The sequence below is a fragment of the Paenibacillus sp. J5C2022 genome (assembly GCF_025567625.1).
Lineage (GTDB): Bacteria > Bacillota > Bacilli > Paenibacillales > Paenibacillaceae > Pristimantibacillus.
On record NZ_JAOQJC010000004.1, the window covers coordinates 107,012 to 131,354 of the forward strand.

Annotated in this window: 20 protein-coding genes; 18 read left to right on the forward strand and 2 right to left on the reverse strand. The window is 47.6% G+C overall.

Going from position 1 to position 24,343, the window contains the following annotated elements:
* Nucleotides 1–325 precede the first annotated feature (325 nt).
* From M6D81_RS04660 to M6D81_RS04675, 4 genes are all read left to right on the forward strand, one after another.
* Entirely contained in the window at nucleotides 326–934 is a 609-nt protein-coding gene (locus tag M6D81_RS04660) for a hypothetical protein (RefSeq protein WP_262675662.1), read from the forward strand.
* Nucleotides 935–1,116: 182 nt separating this feature from the next.
* Nucleotides 1,117–1,677, forward strand: a complete 561-nt coding sequence (locus M6D81_RS04665) for a hypothetical protein (RefSeq protein WP_262675663.1) — start codon at nucleotides 1,117–1,119, stop codon at nucleotides 1,675–1,677.
* A 530-nt stretch (nucleotides 1,678–2,207) separates the two neighbouring features.
* Entirely contained in the window at nucleotides 2,208–3,149 is a 942-nt protein-coding gene (locus M6D81_RS04670; protein ID WP_262675664.1) for a HamA C-terminal domain-containing protein, read from the forward strand.
* Between the two features lie 33 nt (nucleotides 3,150–3,182).
* Nucleotides 3,183–5,813 (forward strand): DEAD/DEAH box helicase, encoded by a 2,631-nt coding sequence (locus M6D81_RS04675; RefSeq protein ID WP_262675665.1) that lies wholly within the window; start codon nucleotides 3,183–3,185, stop codon nucleotides 5,811–5,813.
* 198 nt (nucleotides 5,814–6,011) lie between these two features.
* Here the strand turns inward: M6D81_RS04675 and M6D81_RS04680 are convergent, their stop codons facing one another.
* Complete coding sequence (locus M6D81_RS04680) at nucleotides 6,012–7,379, reverse strand: hypothetical protein (RefSeq protein ID WP_262675666.1); 1,368 nt, start codon at nucleotides 7,377–7,379, stop codon at nucleotides 6,012–6,014.
* 15 nt (nucleotides 7,380–7,394) lie between these two features.
* Nucleotides 7,395–8,717: a hypothetical protein gene (locus M6D81_RS04685; protein ID WP_262675667.1), complete on the reverse strand. Its 1,323-nt coding sequence runs from the start codon at nucleotides 8,715–8,717 to the stop codon at nucleotides 7,395–7,397.
* A 1,111-nt stretch (nucleotides 8,718–9,828) separates the two neighbouring features.
* Between M6D81_RS04685 and M6D81_RS04690 the strand changes: the two genes are divergently transcribed.
* From M6D81_RS04690 to M6D81_RS04755, 14 genes are all read left to right on the forward strand, one after another.
* On the forward strand, nucleotides 9,829–10,656 hold the full coding sequence (locus M6D81_RS04690) for a ParA family protein (protein ID WP_262675668.1): 828 nt from the start codon (nucleotides 9,829–9,831) through the stop codon (nucleotides 10,654–10,656).
* Complete coding sequence (locus M6D81_RS04695; RefSeq protein WP_262675669.1) at nucleotides 10,604–11,554, forward strand: ParB/RepB/Spo0J family partition protein; 951 nt, start codon at nucleotides 10,604–10,606, stop codon at nucleotides 11,552–11,554. Before M6D81_RS04690 ends, M6D81_RS04695 begins: the two co-directional genes overlap by 53 nt.
* A 241-nt stretch (nucleotides 11,555–11,795) precedes the next feature.
* A complete protein-coding gene (locus M6D81_RS04700) occupies nucleotides 11,796–12,401 on the forward strand; it encodes a hypothetical protein (RefSeq protein WP_262675670.1) in 606 nt (201 codons plus the stop codon).
* Nucleotides 12,402–12,443: 42 nt separating this feature from the next.
* A complete protein-coding gene (locus tag M6D81_RS04705) occupies nucleotides 12,444–13,571 on the forward strand; it encodes an SAF domain-containing protein (RefSeq protein WP_262675671.1) in 1,128 nt (375 codons plus the stop codon).
* A gap of 11 nt (nucleotides 13,572–13,582) precedes the next feature.
* Nucleotides 13,583–14,290 (forward strand): hypothetical protein, encoded by a 708-nt coding sequence (locus M6D81_RS04710; protein WP_262675672.1) that lies wholly within the window; start codon nucleotides 13,583–13,585, stop codon nucleotides 14,288–14,290.
* Between the two features lie 20 nt (nucleotides 14,291–14,310).
* On the forward strand, nucleotides 14,311–15,138 hold the full coding sequence (locus M6D81_RS04715; RefSeq protein WP_262675673.1) for a hypothetical protein: 828 nt from the start codon (nucleotides 14,311–14,313) through the stop codon (nucleotides 15,136–15,138).
* On the forward strand, nucleotides 15,135–16,997 hold the full coding sequence (locus tag M6D81_RS04720) for an ATPase, T2SS/T4P/T4SS family (RefSeq protein ID WP_262675674.1): 1,863 nt from the start codon (nucleotides 15,135–15,137) through the stop codon (nucleotides 16,995–16,997). Before M6D81_RS04715 ends, M6D81_RS04720 begins: the two co-directional genes overlap by 4 nt.
* On the forward strand, nucleotides 16,994–19,063 hold the full coding sequence (locus M6D81_RS04725; protein WP_262675675.1) for a hypothetical protein: 2,070 nt from the start codon (nucleotides 16,994–16,996) through the stop codon (nucleotides 19,061–19,063). The genes M6D81_RS04720 and M6D81_RS04725 overlap by 4 nt, the downstream gene beginning before the upstream one ends.
* Nucleotides 19,064–19,135: 72 nt before the next feature.
* Nucleotides 19,136–19,615, forward strand: coding sequence for an ABC transporter permease (locus M6D81_RS04730; protein WP_216478712.1), 480 nt, complete (start codon nucleotides 19,136–19,138; stop codon nucleotides 19,613–19,615).
* A gap of 68 nt (nucleotides 19,616–19,683) precedes the next feature.
* Nucleotides 19,684–20,079, forward strand: coding sequence for a hypothetical protein (locus M6D81_RS04735; protein WP_262675676.1), 396 nt, complete (start codon nucleotides 19,684–19,686; stop codon nucleotides 20,077–20,079).
* Complete coding sequence (locus M6D81_RS04740; RefSeq protein ID WP_262675677.1) at nucleotides 20,076–20,624, forward strand: hypothetical protein; 549 nt, start codon at nucleotides 20,076–20,078, stop codon at nucleotides 20,622–20,624. The genes M6D81_RS04735 and M6D81_RS04740 overlap by 4 nt, the downstream gene beginning before the upstream one ends.
* Nucleotides 20,611–21,585, forward strand: coding sequence for a hypothetical protein (locus M6D81_RS04745; protein WP_262675678.1), 975 nt, complete (start codon nucleotides 20,611–20,613; stop codon nucleotides 21,583–21,585). Before M6D81_RS04740 ends, M6D81_RS04745 begins: the two co-directional genes overlap by 14 nt.
* Nucleotides 21,586–21,614: 29 nt before the next feature.
* On the forward strand, nucleotides 21,615–23,249 hold the full coding sequence (locus M6D81_RS04750) for an RCC1 domain-containing protein (protein WP_262675679.1): 1,635 nt from the start codon (nucleotides 21,615–21,617) through the stop codon (nucleotides 23,247–23,249).
* Between the two features lie 20 nt (nucleotides 23,250–23,269).
* Nucleotides 23,270–24,307, forward strand: coding sequence for a DUF916 domain-containing protein (locus M6D81_RS04755; RefSeq protein WP_262675680.1), 1,038 nt, complete (start codon nucleotides 23,270–23,272; stop codon nucleotides 24,305–24,307).
* The last annotated feature ends 36 nt before the right edge of the window (nucleotides 24,308–24,343 follow it).

Consider the following 24,343-nt stretch of genomic DNA (forward strand, 5'->3'; position numbering starts at 1 on the left):
TTTATGATCTTGGTTCACTCTGTATCGAATGTTATATGCGGCTTCATGGCTCTTGTGGGGCATGCGCTTCCAGCTTGTTGCCTTTAGATCCAATCCCCGACGTTTCCTATCGAGTTCAGGCGATGTTTTTAGGCTTGGGAGATAAAACTCTCCTTGTATGCAATAGTTGCTTTGAATCGGTTCATAAGGAGTTCACTTATATGTTTGAGGGGCTTAAGGGGGATTAATTTTGAAAGCTCTGCTCAAATTAGCAGGTTTTTACACGACTCATGGCGAAATTTGTAGCAATCAACTTGACAGTTAAGTAAAGAAGGTGCCTTGTAGAATGTTCAAAAATTTATTCGGAACCGGAGATCCCTTCCCTGATCTTGATCGTGAACATAAATCGATCCCGTTGAAGCGCAAGGGCGACATCAATTATGAAGTCGAATGGCGAACCGTTGATATCGCAAAAGACGGACACAAGGTAATCCATGTCGATAAAACTCGGCATGGCGAGACCGTCATGATCTATCGTCTACACCATCATGACCACAATGAACTAGAAGATCAGCCTATCCACTTGTGTATCAAGATCGTATCCCAAAAGGGGATAAAAACTCCCGATTTGAATGCGTTCTTGTTCTTTTACCATAAGAACAAGCTCATGCGAATTTCTGACATCAAAATTAAAGGCAATCACGTTAGCCGTGGCTACGGTTCGATCCTGATGACTGCCATCATGCAGCTAGTCGACCACCTGCAAGTCCGGTATATCACCGGCATAATATCAGGGGTTGATTGGGATCACATTGATAGATTGGAGCATTATTACCGGAAGTTTGGCTTTGATTGCGATCTCGATCATGAAGCCCATTTTGGCAGGATTATATGGGGCAATGAAGCGATTGGAGCTACCCGAGAAGAGTTTGAAAAATTACGCTATGAATTGTAGTAGATTATCGGCATAAAACATTCTTTTTTGAATGAAGGCTGGAATGTTAATTATGAATGCCTGGCTAATATTATTATTCCACTTGAGAGCTCAATTAGATCGCGACGCATATGTTGATTCTGTGAAGTATGTGAATTTACGGTGTTTCCTGAAATGCGAAGAAAATAAAAGAGGTGAATAAGTTGGCTGTACAATTTTCATATATCAAGAGAGCATTAAATAATTCTATAAAAGAATTTTTAGATAGAGACAAGTATCTTTTAGAGAAGAATGTTAGTGAACGGGCAATATCTCACAAGATAGCTTCTTACTTAGAAGATGAATTCGGTTCCTTTTATGATGTTGATTGTGAGTTTAATAGAAATGCTTCAAATGAAGCCGAATTGAAAAAAATACTTGTGATACATAATGAAATAAAAGAACTGCCTGGAATTAAGAGTAATCCAAGAATTCATGAAATAGATGGGGAAGAATATTATGAGTTCTCGGTGTATCCAGACATAATAGTCCATAAACGTGGAAGATCAAATAGAAACATACTTATTATCGAAATTAAAAAATCAAACAGCTCAATTACAAAGGATTATGATTACTGCAAATTAAAGGCATACACAGACTCTAAATATAATGATTTAAAATATCAGTATGGTGCCTTTTTATCTTTTAATATGGCAACTATGAGTTGCTCAAATATTGAATGGTTCAAAGATGGAAAGACTATTGAATTGTCGAGTTTCTCATAGCACTTCAGTAACATCGAATTATGCGAAAACATTTTTTAAACCTTAAAAATGCCTTGAACCATTGTGTAGCAAAGGTTCTCCCTATATCCTCACTTCGCTATTGCTGCTTTCTTTCGCATCAACTTTGATTATCCCAGCTTATGAATCACGGGTTATACGCTGATGAATGGCAGCCAAGCGTATTGTGAGTATTCCGGTGGATGAGTGTTGCCATTCCAATTACATTACAGACAACTTCCGTTATAAGACATTGCAGAAAGAGAAATCATACATACAACCCCCGCAATCAGGACTGCCTATTGACACATAGAAGGAGGGAAAAGCAATAGGCTATTGAAGCGACCTTGAAAAAATGCTACTGCAACATGTCCGAGCAAGATCCGATTCAAGCCGTTGAATTTTAATCCTAGTATTTACGTGCGGATAATGAAAGTCAATAAGTAACTAGGCTTAAAATTATCGAAAAAAGGAAAATGACGGAAAGTGTCGAAGTAAGTAGTATAGATCATTTAGAGGTGCGGGGTGATAGGGTGAATTTAAATTGGGCCGAATGTACTAGGATTTCGGATCGATGGATAAAGGATTATCTTAATCATAATGAGGCTCATAATGAGGCAAAGATTAATGTGAGGAGCTATAGTTTAAAGTTCAGTGGAACACAATATCAGATAATGGGTTTTGTCGAAGGAATAGTTGATTATATTAAACAATTTGTATTTCCTCCTGAAGATATTAGTCGTTTCGAAGCTGAGGGAATAGATGTTTATAGGCGAGCTATGCAATATTTTGGTGACACTAATCCAGAAAATGACGGTAAGTATGGAGAATTGCTACTATACTTGTTTACTGAATCTGTTTTGAAAGCACCTATGATTGCACACAAAATGACTCTGCTGACGAATACCCGTGATCAAGTAAAAGGAGGGGACGGTATATTTTTTGGAGAGTACAATGGCTCTAATTCTCTATTTATTGGTGAATCGAAAATTGAGCTCGAAGCAACAACTGCAATTACACATGCACTTGGTTCTATTGAAAGATTTCACTCTAATTTGGAAACCACTTCGCAATTTCGACATGAATTAATAATAGCTAGTCAAATTCTTCGACAAGACCTAACTGTGGAACAATTGGATTATCTGTATGATAGTTTTACTCCGAAAACGGAAACTTATAAACAAAATAACTTGGTGCATCCCATTTTAATTATTTATGAAGATCAGCATATTAGTGATATTGAAGTGGCTTGCAAAGGACATTTGGACGGGGAGTCTCTCTTAAGTAAGAGAATGAAGAAGAGAATACCGGAGTTAGTAAAAAATATTCAATCAAAATTAACGGATCATCCGAAAGTTAAAACAGTATTTCTTGATTTCTTCTTTTTACCCACCACAAGTGTAAAGCAACTTAGACATACTATGTATCAAGCGATTCATGGAGTTGCATATACATCTCCAACCTCAAAAGCGTAAGTTCTAGATAAATTAGGAGGTGGAAGTTAAACTATGAGCAACACCTTTGATTCTGCATTTAATCATGAAGTATTAAATGATTCTATAGATATTCTTACAAAAAATCAATTTATTCTTGATAATAACATACAACAACAATTAATTGAAATCCCAAAAGAAAAGCTTCGTAAAGCAAACTGGTTGTCATCAATACTGGCATTAAGCCCTGATGAGGCTCATCAACAAAAAGCCTTGAATTTTTCGACGCTTTGTTATTTACAATATAATAATGATTTGTATTTAAGGAATTGTTATTTAACTCAATCAAGAACCGGTAATATTCCTTTAAGTAAGCACTTAAATGGGTTGTTTAATAAGGGGAACTTCTCAAATTCGTTTAACACATTGTTGGATATTGAAATGGGCTTACAAAGGTTTGACTCAATAATTAATATAGACAATCATGAGTTTGTTTCAACAAGATTTCAAAAAAAACTATGGAAAGCACTTCAAGAGGAACCAAGCAATATCGCAATCTCTGCACCAACCTCATCCGGTAAATCTTTCATTATTCAAAATTATTTGATCAATAGGAGTCGGAAATTAGATGCTTTTCGGGCAGTATACATTGTGCCTTCTAGAGCATTAATATATCAAGTAAGTGCAAGTTTTAAGAAAAATTTAAATGATGAAGGAATAATAGTACGAACAGGATTTGGGAATGAAGAAACTAACGAAATATCTAAAAAAGAAGTTATCGTTGTTACGCCAGAGAGATGCTTGAAATTACTTGAAGTAAACATGAGTAATGATTCATATACAGATATTAATGTGATTTTTATTGATGAAATACAAAACATTGAAAAGGGCTCCAGAGGTATTTTGCTTGAATATATCCTTAAGGAATTACATAGAAGATGGCCAAAGGCAAAATTGGTAACTGCAGGACCGTATTTAGAGCGATCAGAAAACTTATTACATGAACTTAGTACAAATAGTGTTAGCCCCCAAATAACAAGATTATCTTCTGTATTTCAATTAAAATCTGTAATAAGCGCTTCTAAGCAAGATAGGAAATTATTAAAGGCAAGTGTAATTAGTCCTTCAGGTAGATTACTTGAATTTAATGTGAAAACCAAATCAAGTTTTTTTTCGAAAATAAAAAATAATCCAGGCGAGGCGCTTGCAAACATAGTAAGCGTATTTGGAAGTGATAGTAAAAATATTATATATTCTCATCGTACTGACACTTCTGAAAACTGGGCAATAAAAATATCTGAAAATACTTCATCAAATACGAGCCAAACAACTGGTGAGCGAATCGATGAATTAATTGCCTACTTATCGGAAGAGGTTCATGAAAAATACTCTTTGATTAGGTGCTTAAAAAAAGGTGTGGCTTTTCATCATTCAGGCCTTCCTGATATAGCTAGAACAGAAATAGAAGATATTTATTCTAACAGTGAGGATATACAGAATTTAGTATGTACCTCAACTCTCCTTGAGGGGGTCAATTTGCCTGCAAAGAAAATGTTTATTATAAAACCTAAAGCAGCGAGCAATAATTTAAGTGATTTTGATTTCGGGAATTTAATCGGTAGGGCTGGAAGAATGTCAGAACATCTATATGGTTCTATCTATTGTATAGAACTGGATGAAGAACCTTGGGCCAAGGAAAAATTAACAAATGATTTCTCTAAAGAAATTGTTTCCGCAACAAGTCGAGCAATGACAGAAAACTTGGATGAATTGAAATTGGGATTAACGATGAATCCTCTGCATATAAAAGCTAATGAGGGAATTGCATATACAATAAGCATTCTACGTCATAAGCTAAATCAAAGTGAGGAAGAACTAACGGACTACCTAGCAATTCGAAAAGTTGAACAAACGGATGCTGAAATGATTCTGACAGAGTTGAAAAAAAGCTCAGCATCTATGATTATACCGAAAGAGTTGCTTGCTCTAAATCCAATGATAGATCCTATTTTACAAGATAGTTTTTTTAGAAACATTCAGCAAAATGGGATATATCAATGGCTAATTACTGCGCTGCCCTTTAATACAAGAGATATGATAAGTGTGCAAGAACAAAGGGGAATGGAATTTAAAGATAAAAACTTTTATGGACAGTTTGAATATGTTACTGAAGCATTAAACCATTTTTTCGATATTGTCTCAGAGGCAAACAATAATAGTAGTTATGCAAGCTATACTATACGCCAGATAGTAAGAGATGCAGTTCCTTGGATTCGTGGGTCTTCATATAAAGTGCTAATAGAAAGAGAACTTGAGAATCTTTCTGAAGAAGAGACGGTAGAGAAAGTAGATACTGCTGTCAGAAGAATAACCAAAAGTATAAATAAAAATGTTAGATTTCTAATGGTAAAATACTTTAAGCTTTGGGCGGACACTTTAAGATACTTTATGAGTGATGAGGAAATAGAGAGTCATAAGTACATACTTAATCTATGCAATATGATAGAAATGGGAACCGATAACCCTAGAGGACTGGAACTAATCTCAAAGGGAATAACTCGGACTGTCGCTCTTGCGTTAGTTAAAAAAATCCCACATAGCTACACAGGTAGTTTAGAAGATTGGATACAAATAAATGCCAAGTTTGTATTGCCACCGCTATATGTGAAACATTTGAAAAACCTGGGATACAAAATATCTAATTGAAAATCCATCACATCTGAGCAGCATTTTATATTTGATGATTGCTGTATAAGTTTGGGTTTTAGAATGACAAATCTCTCATATTTGTTTCACTAGGGGCCTAATGGATGAAAAAAAATACATTTACTGATTAATTCTAAGGAGGAAAACGAAGGGACATCACATTGGGGATTTTTGTGATGTCCCTGTTTGTATTTGCGATTATTTTATCAATGAAAACATATCTCTAGGCAGATGGGTAATTTGGCAGATTGTATGGAGTACTGTTTTTGCTCCAATTACAAGATCATCATAATTACTAAACATAGCCTTTAATTCGGAGGCTACCAGCACCTTATCCGTTAGGTCATGTTCCATTAGTATATAGTCAATAAATCTTAAAATGTCAAAGTAATAGTTGGGCTTATTAGTAATTCGTAAAACTAGATCGAAAAATGATTCAGAGTATCCTGGCGGGGCTAAATTAAATGTTGGCATTTTGAGAGGTGCCTGAAACTCAGGGATTTGATTCTGAACCATACTATATGCTACTCGAAACGCTGCATCAAATATTTCGGCTCTTTTCTTATTTGGAACATCACCTGATGCTAAACCATCATAGACTGTCTCCTTCTTCTCTGCCTCATTAAAATAATAAAGTTCCTTAGAGATATTTAATACGGCAAGCAGTACTAGAGAAATCAACTCAAAAATAGCCCATTTTACAGTCTGTAATTGGTCACCGCTTAATGGAAGTGTGGCTACAGTCGCTAAGTCACGTAATGCGGTTATCGACTTTTTAGCCTTGGAATAGTTATCCATGACCCAATAGTCAGAAGATATAAAGCCTGCTATCTTCTTATACGGTTCATTTGTAGGTATTGCTAGCTTAGCTAGACTGACTATTTTATTATGTTGAGTTTTGGGATTCCAAGATCCTCTCCAATCATCGTTACGAATGTTAAAGTCATTTTCTAACTTTTCGAGTACCCGCATATCAAGAATTTGTATTCCTGACTTCCTTGCATGTTGTTTGACAGACGTTCTAATGTTATTAGCCACAAGCAGAACATCATTTATCTGAATCGTACTCATAATCCCCTTTATCCACGAAAGTCTATCATGTATTTTAACATCACCTGACTTACAATCTGCCCAAATAGTTTTTGTAGTAAAGTCTTTGTGAATGTAAACTCCATACACATCCAAGTCCGTGATTTTGTCTGCAGAGTCGTCAGGTGAAGTTTTCATATCGATATCCATTCTTGGATAATACCCCAGATTAAATATTAATCGCTTAATCCTAAATTCAAGCATCTTGCCTGGGGAAATTTCATCGGTCTTTGGTTTGTTAGCTTGATTCCCGCTGTTAAACTTCCTCTTTCCCCCCTTTTGGGAATGGCGCTTATAAGCAGACTCTGATGGTAGGGGAGTCGATTTTTTCTCGGAATTGAAATCTGCGATAGGAAGCTCAGTTTGGATAGGAAGAGCGGCTAAAGTAGGTTCCTGTTGATGAGTAACACGTTTTATTTCTTCATTTCCTTGAATAATTTCAGCGTGTGGTGAAGCGTCATTGGTTTGATCAGCCAATATAATCTCTCCTTCCTAATAATTCTCGCCCCTTAAAACGCGACAGCAGTGGTCCTCAACCTCTTTAATGTGTTCGGGAGAATCGCCCAGCCTAATTCTATTTTCTTCGGGTGAGAAATAATATCCTGTGTCCATCACAGAACTAATGTCAGTTGCATCATTGTCCATATTGATGGCATAGTCAGGATTTCTAATAATTTTTAGCGCCTGTTCTGCAACATCCTTGCGAACCAATTCTAAGCAGGGGCCTGTTCTAGAATACCCAGTATAGTCATTATATTTAGTTTTCGTCACTACTCGAACTATTCCCTTTTTTTCTAACAACGTATAGTCTGTAGCATTAGCACTATGCGGCCCCACATCTCCATAAGACATTAGCTTGGATAGGAACCTCTCGGGATCACTGATTGTAGAATAAGGAGTGTAGTTTTCACCGAAACGAATAGATGCAAGCAATAACTTAACATCATCTAGTATATCATCATTGTAAGTGTCAGCATCAAGAAGTACATTTGGACTGAATCCAAAATCTTTTTGCAGGCCTCTACTTGAAACAATTGTTGTAGGGTTAATCATGCCTGTCTTCTTCGCCAACAGTATCATATCGCCAGCTAAGGGTGACAGCATTTCAAGGGGGTAACCTTGCGTTTTTTGTATTATCTCTATTATTTCCTTCAAGCTCTGTTTATCTTGGGTTTGAAGATCCGATACTGCCATTGCGATTTTCTTATGATTCGGCCCCCATACATATTCATTGCTAATGATCGGTTCTTGGCTTTTCGATTTACTAAACGTTTGCAGAAGTCGGTACTGATTCTGCAAAGCAACCGCAAGTGCTACTTCTTCTTCTCTATAGCCCTTAAGTGCGAGCATTTGATATAGTTCACTCTGAAGATAAGGAATCTTTTTTGTCTCGTCCATTGTTTCTATAGCTATGCGCTCAACGTTCGACGGATTCTGATTATTTAAAAACTGTCCGGATATTGCCAGCACCTCGGAGTTTGTTGATACATACTCTGCGATACCTGTAATTTGTCCAGTAGAATCTTTTATAAGCTCTACCTGTTTATCCGAGGCGGCTTCGAGTTCAGGCAGTATGATTCGAACCAATTCAGCCATGCTGGTAATACCAACATTATTGGCCATCTGTTCGAGTTTATTCATATTATTTATTACAGAGTTACCTCTAATTACTCCTAGAAATCTACCGGCCTTCCCCGCGAGATTGAGGTTCCCTAACTTACCAAGGCCTACACTATCTGCCGCAAACTGCTTCAAGTGTTTTTGTGTGGCAACTGACCAATATCCTGCTCTGACATTGTCTTGATTAGACAACATGAAAGAATTCCTCCGCATCTGTCATAATATAGTGTGCATTGACATGAAAACTAAAAAAACAGGGGTCAATATGCCTATTTAGTAGTTCTATTATACCACATTTGCAATCTATTGGTAACAAGGGTTATGAAACCGACAAGTGGTGGGTAGCTACGATTACAAAGGTATGAAATGACTCAAGCTATTCCGTTGTTAAGCATAGCGGATATTTTCTCTTATACGAATCTAGAGTTTGACCTGTTTTAAATCTAATAATCCACTTTTTAATTAAGCAGCCCATGCTGTCAGTATGGGCTACTTAGTGATGCCTTTAGCGGTGGTATCTCCGTCTTTTTGTTCAGCAAAACTACCTATTATTTCTAGCTATCGCTACTATTTCTTCTCGTGACTTCTCCATCCCTCATTTCACTAATCTAAAATTTTTTTTCCATAGTACCCGAAATTCCTCAAAAAATGAAACGGCTTATAGAGGGACAAAAACCCCTCGCCACAGCTCCTTGAAAATTAAATATTAGTTTGTCCGGTACATTCCCCATGCAGCCTCGAAGGAAAGCCAGTATGCAAGCGCGCCATGACCGTATTGTTCCTGCGCATCTGTTCAAAATGCAGGACAAGATGAGAGCGATTCAGTGATGCATAACGAAATGGTGGTTCCATTTTTGGCGATGACCTGCAGGGAGGGATTATGATACTTCCGTTCAGCCACAGCTTATCGTAATGGGGGCGGCCTGCAGCGATCCTGGAGGAAGCGCAAGCTTGCGCTTATGGAGACAGTCCACCGCTGTCCGCCGGATAAATTTCCCTATATACCTGTCACTCACTCATAAGTGATTACTGTTAGGATTCGACCGGATTACTCTTTTATAAGAGCCTATAGATGGATGGGTACAGACATTCGTTGTCTTTAGTTTCTGGTGCAGCACAGAAAGCAAGCAGCTTGATGGAAAAAATAATATACTATTGCCGGTAGATGAAAGTACCCTTTGTAGTCGAATATCCAAGAGTTCATCCATTTCGGGTGCTCTCTTTTTATATAGATATCCTTGAAAGGCCGGTGCTCGGGTTCCTCGAAGCAACCGGCCTTTTCTCTATTGGAAGGAGACTGAACTACATGGCCAAGGTAATTGCTCTCGCCAATCAGAAGGGAGGCGTGGGCAAAACAACGACAGCGGTCAACCTCGGCATAGGGTTGGCGGCGGATGGCAACCGGGTGCTGCTGCTGGATGCTGACGCGCAAGGAAATTTAACGGATTCGCTTGGCTTCCAAGAACCGGACAACCTCCCGGTATCACTGGCGACAATGCTGCAAAAATGTATGGCGGAGGAAGCCTTCGACCCACAGGAGGGTATCTTGCAGCATCACGAAGGAATTGACCTGATGCCGGGCAACATCGAACTGTCTGCCGTTGAAGTGGCGCTCGTCAATACGATGAGCCGGGAAACGATACTGCGCGGGTACGTTGATTCGGTAAAAGAGAACTATGATTATATCCTGATCGACTGTATGCCCAGCATGGGGATGATGACAATCAATGCTTTGGCAGCGGCAGATAGCGTCATCATTCCTGTTCAGGCGCATTATTTGCCCGCAAAAGGGATGACACAGTTGTTGCAGACGGTTGCCCGCGTTCGTCGCCAAATTAACAAAAAGCTGGTAGTGGAGGGTGTGCTGCTTACGATGGTGGACAGCCGCACCAATTTTGCTAAGGATATTTCTTTCATCCTTCGCCGCGATTATGGGGACAAGTTGCGCGTGTTTCAAACGGAAATCCCCCTTTCTATCCGCGCGGCAGAGACCAGCGCTCGCGGCAAAAGCATTTATGCGCACGATCCGAATGGACAAGTCGCCAAGGCATACGCTTCATTAACGAGGGAGGTGCAGGATATTGGCAGCGAAAGAAGAGCGGCGCGCCAGTATAAAGCTGACCACAGTCGATGATTTGTTTACGACGGAAGAAACCCGGAGTGCGACACAGAAGGAACAGATCAAGGAAATTCCTCTAGCGGAGATTAGTGATTTCCTAGATCATCCTTTCAAGGTAAAGGCGGACGATGCAATGCTGGAGATGGCGGAAAGCGTAAAGCAATACGGGGTGCTGGTTCCTGTGCTGGTACGTCCCAAAACGGATGGCGGCTTTGAAATGGTGGCCGGGCATCGACGTAAGAAAGCAAGTGAAATGGCAGGAATGGAATCCATTCCGTGCCTTGTTCGAGAGTTGGACGACGACCAGGCGACCATTATTATGGTAGACAGTAATTTGCAGCGGGAGCATGTGTCTCCGAGTGAAAAGGCGTTTGCCTATAAAATGAAGCTGGATGCCATGAACAGGCAGGGACAGAGGACGGATTTAACTCGTTCCCAAGTTGGGAACAAGTCACAGTTAAAGAAATCGAGCGAGATTTTAGCTGAACAAGTGGGCGAAAGCAAGAATCAAATTTTTCGCTATATCCGCCTGACCGAACTCATTCCTCCCATTCTTGAAATGGTCGATGACAAGGAAATGGCATTTGGCCCCGCGGTTGAAATCTCTTACTTGGCCGAGAAAGAGCAGCAAGCCCTGCTGGAAACGATGCAAGCCGAGGATTGTACGCCCTCGTTGGCGCAGGCGCAGCGAATGAAAAAGCTCAATCAGGATGGCAAGCTGAATATTGATGTTATCTTTGCTATTTTGACCGAGGAAAAGCCGAACCAGAAGGAAAAGCTGACGATCCGCAAGGAGCGTATTGAAAAGTTCTTTCCGCAGGAATTTACCGAGCAGCAAAAGGAAGACCTGCTCGTGCAATTATTGGAAAACTGGTATCGCAGGAAGCAGCGGGAACGGGAACACGAGCGTTAATACACCCTTTTTTCTCTCTCAGATAGAGAGATTTTTTATGCCCATTTTTGCAGAAAGGAGTCTTCCGTATGGATTTTACCGAAGGAAAAAGGCGGCAGTTTGAGCAACTAATGAAGGAAAAGCCGGGTTTCACGCAGAGTTGTCTGTCCGAGGAGGAAGAACGGCCGATTAGGAAGCAGGCAAAAGGAACGGTAACTAAGCCGAAGCAGACTGATCGCAAAAGGTGTCGGGAGGATTGACGATGGAGCAGGAGAAACGAATGGCTGGCGACTATGAGGTCTATCAGGCGTTGCCCATTGGCAGGGTCGAGGTTATTTTGGGCATCGACACGACGAATAGCGAAAAGCCCTATCTGGTCTGTTATTGTGATCAGAATAATTTGTTTGGCATTGATCAGTACTATGGCGCAGAAGGATTCGCGGACTATCTGGAGGCGATGCAAGAGTTTGGCAAGCTATTGCAGTGGGAAATTGAGAAGCTTCAGGCCGAGCGTTCTGCCATTCCAGAATCAATGCCCCCGATACAATCTGCCCATTGTCTGCCCATCAAAAGTGAGGATGAGCTCGGCGGCAGGCTTGTCGTGATCCGACCGGAAAGGTTGCGACCGGAATTTCGCACAGCAGATCATCAATTGGTTTGGGTGACGGGGGGCTTCGGCGCATCGGGAAATTCACGCGGAAGGGCCGTTTTCGCGATGAGGCTCTATTCAGGTGACGAATGCCGCTATAATCGGGAAGACCTGCTGGGCTTCTTAAAACCGGAGCATACACCAGCATGGGCACAGGAGAAGTTGGCGCTTCATCGGACGGAGAAGCAACAAAAGCCTAAGTCGCGGGACGCCCGCTAAACGAAACGAGAATCATTTGAAATGAAGAAAGGAGTCGTTGCGATGTCTTGGAACTATCGCAATCGCAAGGCACTCGTTATTGGTGCCATTGCGTTGAGCCTGGTGTTGCTTGTGGCGGCAGCCGTCTTTTTGCTCATGCAGCATAACGAGCAACAGCAAATACAACAACAGATGCAAGAAAACTATGAGCGGCAGCTCGCGCAATTAAAGCAAGAGAAGGAACTGAACAGCCGCGAGGTATGGGTAGTAAGCCAAAATGTTGGGGCAGGCAATGAATTGACAGCAAATGATCTAAAGGCGATTCTGATGCCTGTTACTCTTGTTCCGGCGGGTATCCTCACGGATCGGGAAGCGATTATCGGTAAGCATACCAAGGTGGAACTGGAGGCGGGTACGCCACTACACGCCTCTTTGTTGTACGAAGGACAGCCAGTTCCAAAGGATGTACGGCTCAAGGAGTTTCAGGTGATTCAGCTTCCTTCCCATCTCAAGACCGAGCAGTTTATCGATGTACGGGTCAGTTTCCCTACGGGAGAGGATTTTGTTCTGCTGTCCAAAAAGCAGGTGCGGCAGTTGTCGGGCAATGTGATTTGGCTGGAATTGAACGAGATGGATTTGCTGCAAACATCCAGTGCGATCATCGACGCCTATCTGCAAGGGGCACGGCTTTATGCGCTCCCCTATATCGAGCCTGGCTTGCAGGAGGCAGCCGTTGTAAACTATCCGGCCAATCCGAAGGTGCTGGATTTAATGGAAATCGACCCGAATCTGCTTGAAACGGCCAAAACGGAATTGGCTCGAAGCCTGCGCCAAACGTTGGATGCCAATTTAAAGGCGGTCAGCGAATCGGACAAGCTGCGGGCCTCCAGCGGTAATGTTACGATACAGCAGCAATTGCAAAATGAACGTGCAACTACCCGGCAGGGCACTTCCATGTTTGAAGCGCAGCCGCAGTCGGGCGGTGGGATTTCGGAGACGGAGGTATTCAATAACCGACCTTCAGGAGAGGGGCAACCCACGGCTTCTACGTTGCCTGCTCAGGAACCTCCAATTCCTTCTGTCCCGGCAGAATTAACCGTTCCTCCTTCGACGTCCAACAAAACGGAAGCGGTGACCGAAACAGAAGCACCGTCGGGAGAAGAACGGTGGGAGGACATACTCAATCAGTAAGGGAGACGGCCATGAAAAAAATGATATTTCTCGGTTCAGCAGACAAGAGCCATGTGCTACTGGCGCTGGGGCGCTTGTTCTCGGCAATGGGTAAAAAGGTGCTATTGGTCGATTCGACGATGGGACAATCTGTTCAGGGCTATTTACCGCCCGTCTTCACCGGCAGCGCCGTGCAGGAGTTTGAGGACATGGATGTAGCCTTCGGTTACATTACAGCCGCACAACTGGATCACGCACTGGAACAGGCGGGAACATTGGGCGCGTACGATGTGCTGCTACTCGACACCGATCATACCCAAATGGTAACGGGACGCAATTTGCCCGACTTTGACAAGCGGGTATGGTGTTGGGACGGCAAGCGGCTGTCGCTGCAAAAAAATGAAGAGCTGCTGCTGCGCTTGTGCTTGCACGAAGCAGAAGCGCCGCTCTCTTTTTATGATTGGCTGTCTCCGGCGTTAGCGGGCAGCTTGCCTGCATGGCGGGCGGAAACACGGCTGCGCCATGTGGAGTGGCTGGAGCCTTCCTTTCATTTTCCACTGGATGAGCGCGATGCCATAGCGGATGTGCACAATCAGCATCAGCATCGTATTGACCTTCGCCGCGTCAGTGGAGCATTCCGGCAAATGATGCTTACGATGCTGCAACAGCTTGGAGATTGCGATGCGAAGACCGCGCGGCGCGCTTGGGCGACTGCCCAAAAGCGATGGCGAGCCTGTTAGAAAGGAGTGGAACGATGGGAATGATGGTTGTGTTTTGGAGTCCCTTCCCCGGCCAGGCCGGAACGACGACCAGCCTGCTTGCGGCAGCGACATGTATGGGGCTGGAATATTCGTCGCGAATGCTACTCCTCGGCCTTTTGCGAGAGGAGGATGAGGCGGTGCAGCGCGCCTTTTACACGCCGGAAAAAAATCCATCCCCCTTGCCGGATATCGGCATGGATGCGCTATTGCGGCTGCTGCAAAACCGCAAGCTGGAGGCGAGTATGCTGCGAGATTATGCGCAGCCGCTGCTCCGGGAACGGCTGGATGTGCTTCACGGCTCGGCGAAGGCAAGCGCAGGGTTTGCCGGCATGGCAGAGCGCTGGCTGGAGCCGCTTTTAGACACCGCTAGGCGCGCCTACGATTTAGTGCTGCTGGACGGCGGTAGCGGAACCGCTCCGGGCTGGCGGGAGGAGCTGCGGAATTGGGCGGATATCCTCGTCGTTTGCCTGCCGCAGAATCGCTTGCTGCTGGAGCGCTTTTTTCAATCGCCGGAAAGTGAGCTACTCAGCGCTCGGAAAGCAATGTTTGTGTTTGGACAGTTCGATCCGGCCTCGTCCCTGACCATTACTAACCTCCAACGTCGATTTCGTTGGCAGCAACCGGCCTTTCCGGTCATGCACAATACGGGCTGGTTGGATGCAGTGCAGCATGGGGAGGCGATTCCGTACTGGTTTCGCAATCGCAAGACTATGCGCCAGCATGAGAACCATCGCTTTGTCCGTCAGGTAAGGGCGCTGGCGCATGCGCTGATCGAAGGCGTAGGCATGAATCAGCCTTTGTTCGGCGGCAAGGAGGATAAGCCATGATGACGCTATTGAACACCTTGATTGTCATTTCCTTGCTGCTCCTGGCCGTTTTCTTTCTTTATTTGCGCATGAGCCGCCGTCTGCCGGAGGGAACAACGGAAGAAACGGCATATACGCTGGAGGCGATGAAGGCGTTCGTCAAAGACACGTTGCACGAAATGACAACAAGCCATCTCAGCGATTTTGGCTTGTCTGAGGAGGAGTATCGCCGCCGCAAGAACAAGCGGGCAGAGCTAAAGAAGGCGCTTCGCGGCTGCACCTCAGGCGACTTGCGGGACAAGGAATACGTGAAGCAAGTGATCGCCGATTTGCTGATGCAGCAATACGAATTGGACGATGCGCATCTGAATCTGCTGCTGCCGTTTCACAATCCGGATGCGCTCACCGCCCAGGATCAGTTCGACATCCTGCTGGATCGCTACAAGCAGCAATTCGGGCTGCGGGCATTGGAGCAAATACTTCAGGCGTATGAGTTGGATCGGCAACGCTTCGATGAGGACGGGCAACTTGAGGCATACCGGATTTCGACGGCAGAGATCCGGGACATCTACGCTAAGGAATCGCCCTCCTTGCAGACCGAAGACAAGCTTCGCATTGTCGTGCAGCGAATTTATCAGCATTACAAGGGCTTTAGCGTCATCGACGAGCTGCGCGATATGCGGATCGACGGTGTGTCCGGGGGCGTATCCGGGCTGCCGCCACTGATGTGGGAGGGCGAATGGGCGCTGGAGGAGGAGGTACAGTGGCAGGCGCTTCCTCGTTCGCACGATAGTGTCTGGCTGTTTTACAAGGGCAAGTCCATTCATTTGAGCTTCCTGTCGTTTGGCTCGGAGCAGGAACTGCGCCGCGTCTGCCAAATCATCTACAAGCACAATTTTCCCGGCCAACTATCCGAAGCAAATGGCTATAAGGTCAATGAAATGGGCGATGGCTCCCGCGTCGTCGTATTGCGCCCCCGGTTTTCAGAATCGTGGGCTTTTTTTGTGCGCAAATTTGATGTGCAGAGCGCCACGCTAGAGCAACTGATTCAGGACGAAAACGCGGAATTGCCGATTGGACTCATCCGCTATCTGGTGGCAGGCGCACGGATTACGGCGATCACCGGCGCTCAAGGCAGTGGCAAGACAACCCTGCTAATGGCGATGGTGCGCCATATTCCAGCGGTGCTGCCGATTCGGGTACAGGAAATGAGCTTTGAGCTGCAACTGCGCAAGATTTACCCGAACCGCAACATTGTCAGCCTGCGTGAGACGGAAACGATTACTGGCCAGCAAGGGCTGGATATTCAGAAGAAGACGGACGGCTCGGTGAACATTTTGGGTGAGGTAGCGACCGACCCGGTTGCAGCCTGGATGGTGCAGATGGCGCAAGTCGCTTCCCTTTTTACACTGTTCACCCATCACGCCAAAACGTTCCGCGATTTGGTGCTGTCGCTGCGTAATTCGCTGCTTAAAACCGGCGTGTTCAGCAGTGAGCGCATTGCGGAGCAGCAGGTTGTCAGCGTGATCAATTTTGATATTCACCTGCGCCGTGACTTGGATGGTAAGCGTTATATCGAACGGATTACGGAATGTGTGCCGGAACCACAGGAGGCAGATTACCCGGCTGAGTTTAGCGGCAAGATGACCAAGGATGTGCGGGTGGCTGCTTTTATGGACACGGTGCTGGAGTTTTTTAGACGTTCGACGGATCGCCCACTGTACGCCGCGAGGAATCTGATCGAGTTTCGGGACGGACGGTATGTCACCGTTCATCCACTGTCCGAGCAAAGTCGCCGGGACATGACAACCTACTTGAGTGGCCCGGATCAAGCGGTCTTTGATGCCTTTCTGGCCAGCCATTGGGGGGATGCGCCATGATGCGGGAATGGCTCTCCCCCCTGCTTGGCGTTGCGACCGTTCTGTTTCTGATGGCAGTTGCGGCGTTCCTATGGCTATCCCGACGCGATTCAGACATTGCTGCCATTCGGCGTTACGAATCGCTGCGTAAGCCGGGACAAGCATCGCGCAAGCAAGCGATGTACAGTTTTCTGCAACAGTTGTACAGCGTGTGCGAGCAGGTACCGATCCTGCGCACCTATTTGCATCGTCTGCGCAAACGTCTCCTGATCGTTCGGCTTGGCGACGAGTGGAAGCTTCGGCTGGAGACGATGAAATCAGCTTTGAGGGTCTGGAGTCTTCTGCTCTTAATCGTCATTCCGCTTGCTGTCATGGTAAGCGATCTGTTCACCTGGGGCATGCTGCTGCTCGGTCTATGGGTAGGACATGGCGTGTTGGCAGACATGGGCGTTCAGCGGCTGGAACTGCGCCTGCTCCGGCAGCTTCGCACGTTCTTCGGAGATATCCGCCATCACTACCATCGGCATGGCATGGTGGAGGAAGCCATCTATGAGGCGGCGGACGGTGCCCCCTATGAAATGAGGCTGCATGGGCAGGAGTTATACGAGATGCTGACGGACAGCGATGCGGAGGACAAGCTAGCACAATATGTGGAGCTGGCTCCCAACCGTTATTTGCAAGGACTGGCCGGATTGTCTTACCTCATTAAAGAGCATGGCGATCGGCAAACCGAAACCGGCTCGGTGTACCTGAAAGGGCTGGAAAAGCTGTCCGTTGAGCTAAATCTAGAGCTACTGCGACGCGAGAAGCTGAGCTATTTGCTGCAAGGGCTGACGGTGATCGCACTGGTGCCGCTGCTCTTTACCCGTCCGATAGAAGCGTGGGCAAGCCACTTTTTTCCGTCGATGGACGCCTTCTACGCCGGGGCGCTCGGCTGGCTGGCAAAGTTAATCCTGCTCGTGGTCGTTTGGCTGTCCTATGTGCTGCTCCGCGCGCTGGCGGAGCTGGATCGTGGCGCGCGGCATACAAGCGGTAATCGTTGGGAAAAGCGTGTGTACGGCTGGTCTTTTGTACGCTGGATCTTGCAGCGGCTGGGGCCGGCTCCCGATTCGCGGGAAGAGGAGCGCGTGACTCGGCTGCTCAAGGATACGGCTTCACCGCTGCGGCTGGAATGGTTTTATGTGCAGCGCCTGGTCGCTGGAACATTGGCATTTGCTGCCGTTCTGGGGCTTTTCGTATCCATGCATGCAGCGGAACGGCATCAACTGCTATATGCGCCGGTCAAGCCGGGGATGCTGTTCGGGCAGTTGTCAGCTGAGGAAGAAGCCAAGGCGAAGGAAACTGCGGCACTGGATCGCCTGATTCTGGAGCAAGTAAAGGAGGTGAGGCCGCGCAACGAACACATCGTCATGCACCTGCTCCGTCAGCAATCGGTTGGCGGGGAACAGGAGGAAGCACTGCGACTGACCGCGCGGCGGGTGATGGGGAAGCTGGAGCAACTGGAGCAGCCGTGGCTGCTGTGGTGGGAGGTGTTTCTGGCTCTTGCCGCAGGATGGGGTGGGTATGCGCTGCCCGTCGGCATCCGGTTGTTTGAGCGGCGAACGAGGCGGATGGAGATGAAGCACGAGGTCGATCAACTGCAAGCGGTAATCGCCATGCTGGCAGGGATGGAGCGCATGTCGGTAGAACAACTGCTGATCTGGATGGAGCAGTTTGCCCGAGTGTTCAAGGAGCCCCTGCAGGTATGCTTGCTCCACTTTGAACAGGGGGAGGAGCAGGCGCTGGCGCAGCTCAAGGAGGATGCGCCGTTTTTGCCGTTCGTGCGAACGGTGGAGAAGTTGGAGCTGGCTTCGCAGCATTTGACGATCCGTCAGGCGTTCGATGATCTCGAAGCGGAACAGGCCTTTGCGCGGGAGCAACGCAAGCAGGAGTACGAGCAGTTGATTGAGCAAAAGGCAGGTTGGGGGCACTGGATTGGCTTTACCCCTTTGATGACGCTAATCTTCGGGTATTTGGTTATCCCACTTATCATCGTCAGCCTACAACAAATGACTGCTTACTATGAGCAGCTTCAACGTATTCAGTAAGCAGCGCGATTTGCCTTCCTTTTCTTCATGGGGAAGGTTTTTTGTTTATCCCAATTATAAGGAGCGAATTCAATGTCCAATGCACAAAAAGCACTTGTGATGGCAGCGGGGATTTTCCTCGCCATCGCCCTCATTACCCTGGCTGTGGTCTTGTTTGTTTCAGCCCAGGACTCCACCAAGGCAGCGCAAAGCAATTTCAGCAATATTCAAACCGAGCTGTCACAAACGGCATTTACGGTGTATGACAATACGACGTTGTCGGGCAGCCAGGTTGTCAACGCACTGCGAAAATTCCGTGATGCCGATCAATTTGGCATTCAGATTTACACCGGCAAAAATCCGGCTGGGCAATGGTATGGAAAAACGATCAATACAAGCGTGCCGATGGACAACGTAACCTATGGTACGGTCGTCGGTGTAGCTCCGGGCTTGATCGCGCAAACCGTAGACGAGGCAGACATCAACTACGTGAATCCAAGCGGCAAGTTCCGCGCGAATCTGGTGCTGGACAGCAGCAATGTGATTCGTGGCATTGTGTTCCGGCAGCAGTAAGACCGAAGAATGGATCGGGAGCGCTCGGGGGGAATCCGAGCGCTTTCGTCTGAAGGGAGGAACCTAGGATGGATTACGCCCCGAGAACGATGATGGAGATGAGTGTTGCTTTTTTGGCGTTTTTGCTGGCTGCGGGAACGGGGCTGCTGCTGTTTCAAAACGGGGCTTCGCTGAACTCGTGGGCTTACGTCTCTGGCCAAGCACAGGACCGCAGCCTGCATCAAATTGTAAGTCCATTATTAGCTGGCGACGGCACAATGCGTGGCACGGAGGTGCTTCATATGCTGGCACGGCTGGAGGAAGGCGATGCGGAAATGATTGTGGACGGTGTACGGTACGCAGCACCGTTAGAACGGGAGCAGCTTCGCGCAACGGGCATTCCTTTGCTGGCGAAATATTTGCCCGATTATGAACGTGATGCGGATGGGCGGTTGCTGCGGATGATGTTGAGGCGTGTGCCATGAATACGCTGATTAAGCTGTTCGCGGTGCTGATTGCGCTTCTACTGCTCTACCTGTACCCCCTCTCGGCAGCCTTTGACCAGCAGGACGATATTTCCGAGCTGATTGCGCTGCGGGCGACGACCTCGTTTGTAGATGCGGTGCGCAACAAAGGCGGCATTACACCTGTGATGTACAACGACTTTATGGCTGCGCTGGAGGCAACCGGCAACAGCTTTGTCGTTGAGATGGAGCATGGCAGCAAGACCTATGTGCCGGTTTACGATGACCCGACTCGGCCGGAAACATTCCATGGCACTTATGAAATTCATTTTGATGCCTACTACAACGCGCAAATTTTGCCGGTGCTGTTCCCCGATAATACGCTGGCCAAGGACGATTCCAGCCGCCGCTACCGCATGCGGGAGGGCGACAGCTTCTCGGTTACGGTGCGCAATACGAACCGAACGGCAGGAACGCTGATCTTTGACATGCTGAACAACACGATTAGCCCGAATGAAAAGATCGTTATTCCTTACGGGAGGATGGTACGTCATGCGATGGATTGAGTGGGCCATTGTCGGCGCGCTGTTGTTCCTCCCGTTTGCGACAATCAACCGTATTGAGACGGATGCGCTGCGCCGGACGCTGCTAACCGAGCTGCGTTACGATGCGGCGCTGGATGCGGCGGTGGACGATGCGGCAAGCCAGTTGATCGGTAATGCCAGCCAGCAACGAGAAGCGCAGTATGGCTCGGACAAACGAATTGCGCTTAATAAGGAAGACGCTGTTGCGGCGTTCTACCGAACGCTTGATGGGGGCTTCGGTGTTACAGGTGATCCCGTGGCTCAAGGCATACTGCATCGTTACATTCCGGCAATTGTGATTGTCGGTTATGACGGCTTCTACGTCTACAGCGAGCAGGAATGGACAGGCACGGACGGAAATGTGATCATGAAGCCGGTTTGGGGAACAAAGAAGCCGTATGCCTATGCGGACGCGGCGGGAAACAGCCTGTCGTTTACGCTGGATCAGGAGGTGCTGGCCTACGATGCGGCGAGCGGAAGCTGGCAAGAGGGGCTGCGAGAGGACATTCGGCAGCAAACGTCGATTCCGCTTCTGCAGGATGCTGATCAATTTGAGTGGACAAGACGCAGTACGATTGTCGGGGCGATCCAGGACGAGTTAGCCTATCGGATCAACCAATACAACGAAACGGTCTCTCGGGATGGGTTTTCTTACGTGTTCACCTTGCCGTTGATTCCGGATGAGGACTGGAGCAACAGCATCGACGACGTAGGCGTCCTAGCATTTCTACAAGGCATTCCGATTGGCGCTAGGCAGTACAACAGTTACGCGCTTGGCGGGAGCCGGGTGCTAAAGCAGGAGGCTATTATCGGCGCTCGCAAGGGAGAAATGAAGGTGTACTACCGCAGCTCCTGCGGCTATGGCTACCCGCGTGAAGAAGTGTTTGTCAGCGAACAGGCAGCAGCACGCAAGGGATACATGCCGCTGCCCTGCTCACCATAGCTCGTGTTCAAGAGAGGAGGTAGTCGGATGTGTATATCCGTGTATTAATCGGAATCATGCTGTGGCTTACCGTCCATAATTCTACCGTACAGGCAGCCGGGCCGGTCTATGTTCAGGCTTGCGGTGGCAACGAGTTTGCCATGGCGTTGAAATCGGATGGGACGGTGTGGTCATGGGGCAGCAACCAACAAAGGCAGTTGGGATACGATTCCAGCGGCGCTGCCGTTTCGTTCCCTACCCGGATTCAATCCCTGCATCAGATTAAGGATATCGCTTGCGGCTCTACCTCAGGCTACGCACTGGAAGCTGATGGCTCGGTATGGTCCTGGGGACGAGGCGCGGAGGGACAGCTTGGCCTTGGTGACTCCCAACAAAGAAATGAGCCAACACTGCTTTCGCTTTCCGATGTGACGCAGGTGGAGGCTGGTGTCCATTTTGCGTTCTTTGTACGCGAGGACGGGACGTTATGGGCAGTTGGTGACAATCAGCAGGGACAGCTTGGCGATGGGACAAGCGTGGGCAAAAGCTCCCCGGTGCAAGTATTGGGACTGCCTGCAGTTCGAAGCGTAGCGGCTGGTGGCGCGCATAGTGTGGCTGTTACGACGAACGGACATGTGTATGCTTGGGGAAGCAACAGCTACGGTGGCATTGGAAATGGTGGTGCTGGCCCTCCAGTGACGACACCTTACTGGCACAGCACCTTGGCGAATATCGTCAGCGTGTCGGCAGGAAGCGATTCCTCCTTTGCGATGGACGATAACGGTCGGGTCTGGTGCTGGGGTGTAAATACGTATGGGCAGTTGGGCTTTGGGGATATCGTTAGGCGATACGAGCCAACGTTATTCTCAGCGTTGACGAATGTAGCCTCTATTCATGCCAGCGGGGATTATACCCATGCCCGGCTGTCGAATGGAGAGTTATGGGGCTGGGGCTCGAATTGGGGCGGCAAGCTGGGAGACGGGACAGGCACGGATCGGCATTCACCAGTACAAACGCAGATTGAAGGAGTACAGTTTGTAGGCGGTACGAAGTCCAACTTTGTATTGGCGGGAATAACGAACGATTTGCTGTATAGCTGGGGCAATGGAACGGGGGCTGTGCTTGGCTATGGTGGAGGTTCACGTGCTCTGCCCGGCTTGTTGACGGGTACAATGGCAGCCGCCAAAGGAACGGCTACGTTTTCGCCAGTAGTTCTGCCATCCACGCTTCACAGCTTGGCAACGTTACCCATCACGGTTTCCGACTTGCGCGGCTATAACGCAGGATGGATGTTGGGCGTATCTGCTTCCCCCTTCTACTGGTCTGGACTTGATCCGACAACGGGAAGCAGCAGTATGATCGCAAGCTTCCCGGCTTCTACCCTGAAGTTAAACGGCGCATCGTCGATTACCGTGCTACAAGGAATGGAGATTGACGCCGTTCACGGCCCCAAGTATCTGCCGGGACAAATATTGGGGTCCACCTCCGTTCCGATTATCCAGGCCGATGCCGGATACGGCACCGGGAAGTATGAGACGACCTTGTCTTTGGCGCTGACAGTGCCGATGACTGTGCAGGTATTGCAGGCTTCGCCTGCCTCAGCCTATACGCCGGGTGACACCATTGGATTGTTGGCCGGCACGTATACATGTACGCTCACCTTCACACTCACGAGCGGAATTTGAACCAAAGGAGTGAATAAACGATGTGGATTCGACTGTTGCTGCTGGCAACGGTTTTTTGGGTTGGAACGGGGTTTTCCGCCCCGACAGAGGGACAGCAATTAATCGTGAGCGGCAATCCACAGCTCATCCATCCGCAACTCGGCGCCTACGTCGAGGAAATTGTCCCCGGTGCGGAGCGAGAGTACGCGGTGGAGGTCAGCAATCCGACCGAGCATGAAATCACCGCCCTACTCTATATGGCGGAGGCCATTCCGGCGCTTGGCGGCGGCAAGGATTTTACGTTACCGAATGATCCGGATCTCGGGGCGGCGGCCTGGTTTACAACTCCTGATCGCACCATTACGTTGCGTGCGGGGGAAACACAACGCTTTAGCGTAAAGCTACGCTTCCCTGCTGCCGTAGAGCCGGGGCAGTATATTGCGGTTATCGGCGTGTATGACAATCAGGATCAGGCCGTTGAGGTGTCAGACGATGCGCAAGCGCGGTTTGTGACGCATATCATCCGCAAAACCGGCCTTCAGGTCGTTCTCAACTATAAGCTGGACGAAGCGAAGCCGCCTCAGGCGATTCCGCATTCGATCACGTATGGACAGGAGAATGAAAAAGCGTTCCTCTCCATTTTGCTAATGAATGAGGGCGGCAGCTTGTCCAAGCCGGAGATGAAGGTGCTGGTCAAAAAGCTAGAGGAGGACAAGCCGGTGCTGCAATTGGAAACCCACTTTGACTCCATCTACGCGGGGACAGTGGCGCAGCACCGAGCCGAGCTGAGTCGAGCATTGGTTCCGGGAGCGTACGTTGCGGAGGTTTCCACAACCGTCAACGGGCATTCTGTGCAAAGGGTGCTGACCTTCGAGGTAGAAGGGGAGGAAGAACGGACACGTTGGGGGGCGGCGTCCTCGGGTGAGGTGGTGCAGGTGGCGGAGGACGGTTCCTCGTTACCCGCGTCGTGGCTTGGGGAGTATCGCCTCTACCTGTATGCCGGACTGTTGCTGCTACTTGCCATTGTCACATGGCTTCGAAAGCGTAATGACAAGCGACGTAAGAAGGAGCCGCATTAAAGCCCCATGCTGCGCCCAGGCACAGCGTGTTCATAT

Excerpts from the sequence above, each read along its gene's own strand:
- M6D81_RS04660 (WP_262675662.1), top strand. The coding sequence starts at position 326 with ATGTTCAAAAATTTATTCGGAACCGGAGATCCCTTCCCTGATCTTGAT.
- M6D81_RS04675 (WP_262675665.1), top strand. The coding sequence starts at position 3,183 with ATGAGCAACACCTTTGATTCTGCATTTAATCATGAAGTATTAAATGAT.
- M6D81_RS04685 (WP_262675667.1), bottom strand. The coding sequence starts at position 8,717 with ATGTTGTCTAATCAAGACAATGTCAGAGCAGGATATTGGTCAGTTGCC.
- M6D81_RS04690 (WP_262675668.1), top strand. The coding sequence starts at position 9,829 with ATGGCCAAGGTAATTGCTCTCGCCAATCAGAAGGGAGGCGTGGGCAAA.
- M6D81_RS04700 (WP_262675670.1), top strand. The coding sequence starts at position 11,796 with ATGGAGCAGGAGAAACGAATGGCTGGCGACTATGAGGTCTATCAGGCG.
- M6D81_RS04705 (WP_262675671.1), top strand. The coding sequence starts at position 12,444 with ATGTCTTGGAACTATCGCAATCGCAAGGCACTCGTTATTGGTGCCATT.
- M6D81_RS04710 (WP_262675672.1), top strand. The coding sequence starts at position 13,583 with ATGAAAAAAATGATATTTCTCGGTTCAGCAGACAAGAGCCATGTGCTA.
- M6D81_RS04715 (WP_262675673.1), top strand. The coding sequence starts at position 14,311 with ATGATGGTTGTGTTTTGGAGTCCCTTCCCCGGCCAGGCCGGAACGACG.
- M6D81_RS04720 (WP_262675674.1), top strand. The coding sequence starts at position 15,135 with ATGATGACGCTATTGAACACCTTGATTGTCATTTCCTTGCTGCTCCTG.
- M6D81_RS04725 (WP_262675675.1), top strand. The coding sequence starts at position 16,994 with ATGATGCGGGAATGGCTCTCCCCCCTGCTTGGCGTTGCGACCGTTCTG.
- M6D81_RS04730 (WP_216478712.1), top strand. The coding sequence starts at position 19,136 with ATGTCCAATGCACAAAAAGCACTTGTGATGGCAGCGGGGATTTTCCTC.
- M6D81_RS04735 (WP_262675676.1), top strand. The coding sequence starts at position 19,684 with ATGGATTACGCCCCGAGAACGATGATGGAGATGAGTGTTGCTTTTTTG.
- M6D81_RS04740 (WP_262675677.1), top strand. The coding sequence starts at position 20,076 with ATGAATACGCTGATTAAGCTGTTCGCGGTGCTGATTGCGCTTCTACTG.
- M6D81_RS04745 (WP_262675678.1), top strand. The coding sequence starts at position 20,611 with ATGCGATGGATTGAGTGGGCCATTGTCGGCGCGCTGTTGTTCCTCCCG.
- M6D81_RS04755 (WP_262675680.1), top strand. The coding sequence starts at position 23,270 with ATGTGGATTCGACTGTTGCTGCTGGCAACGGTTTTTTGGGTTGGAACG.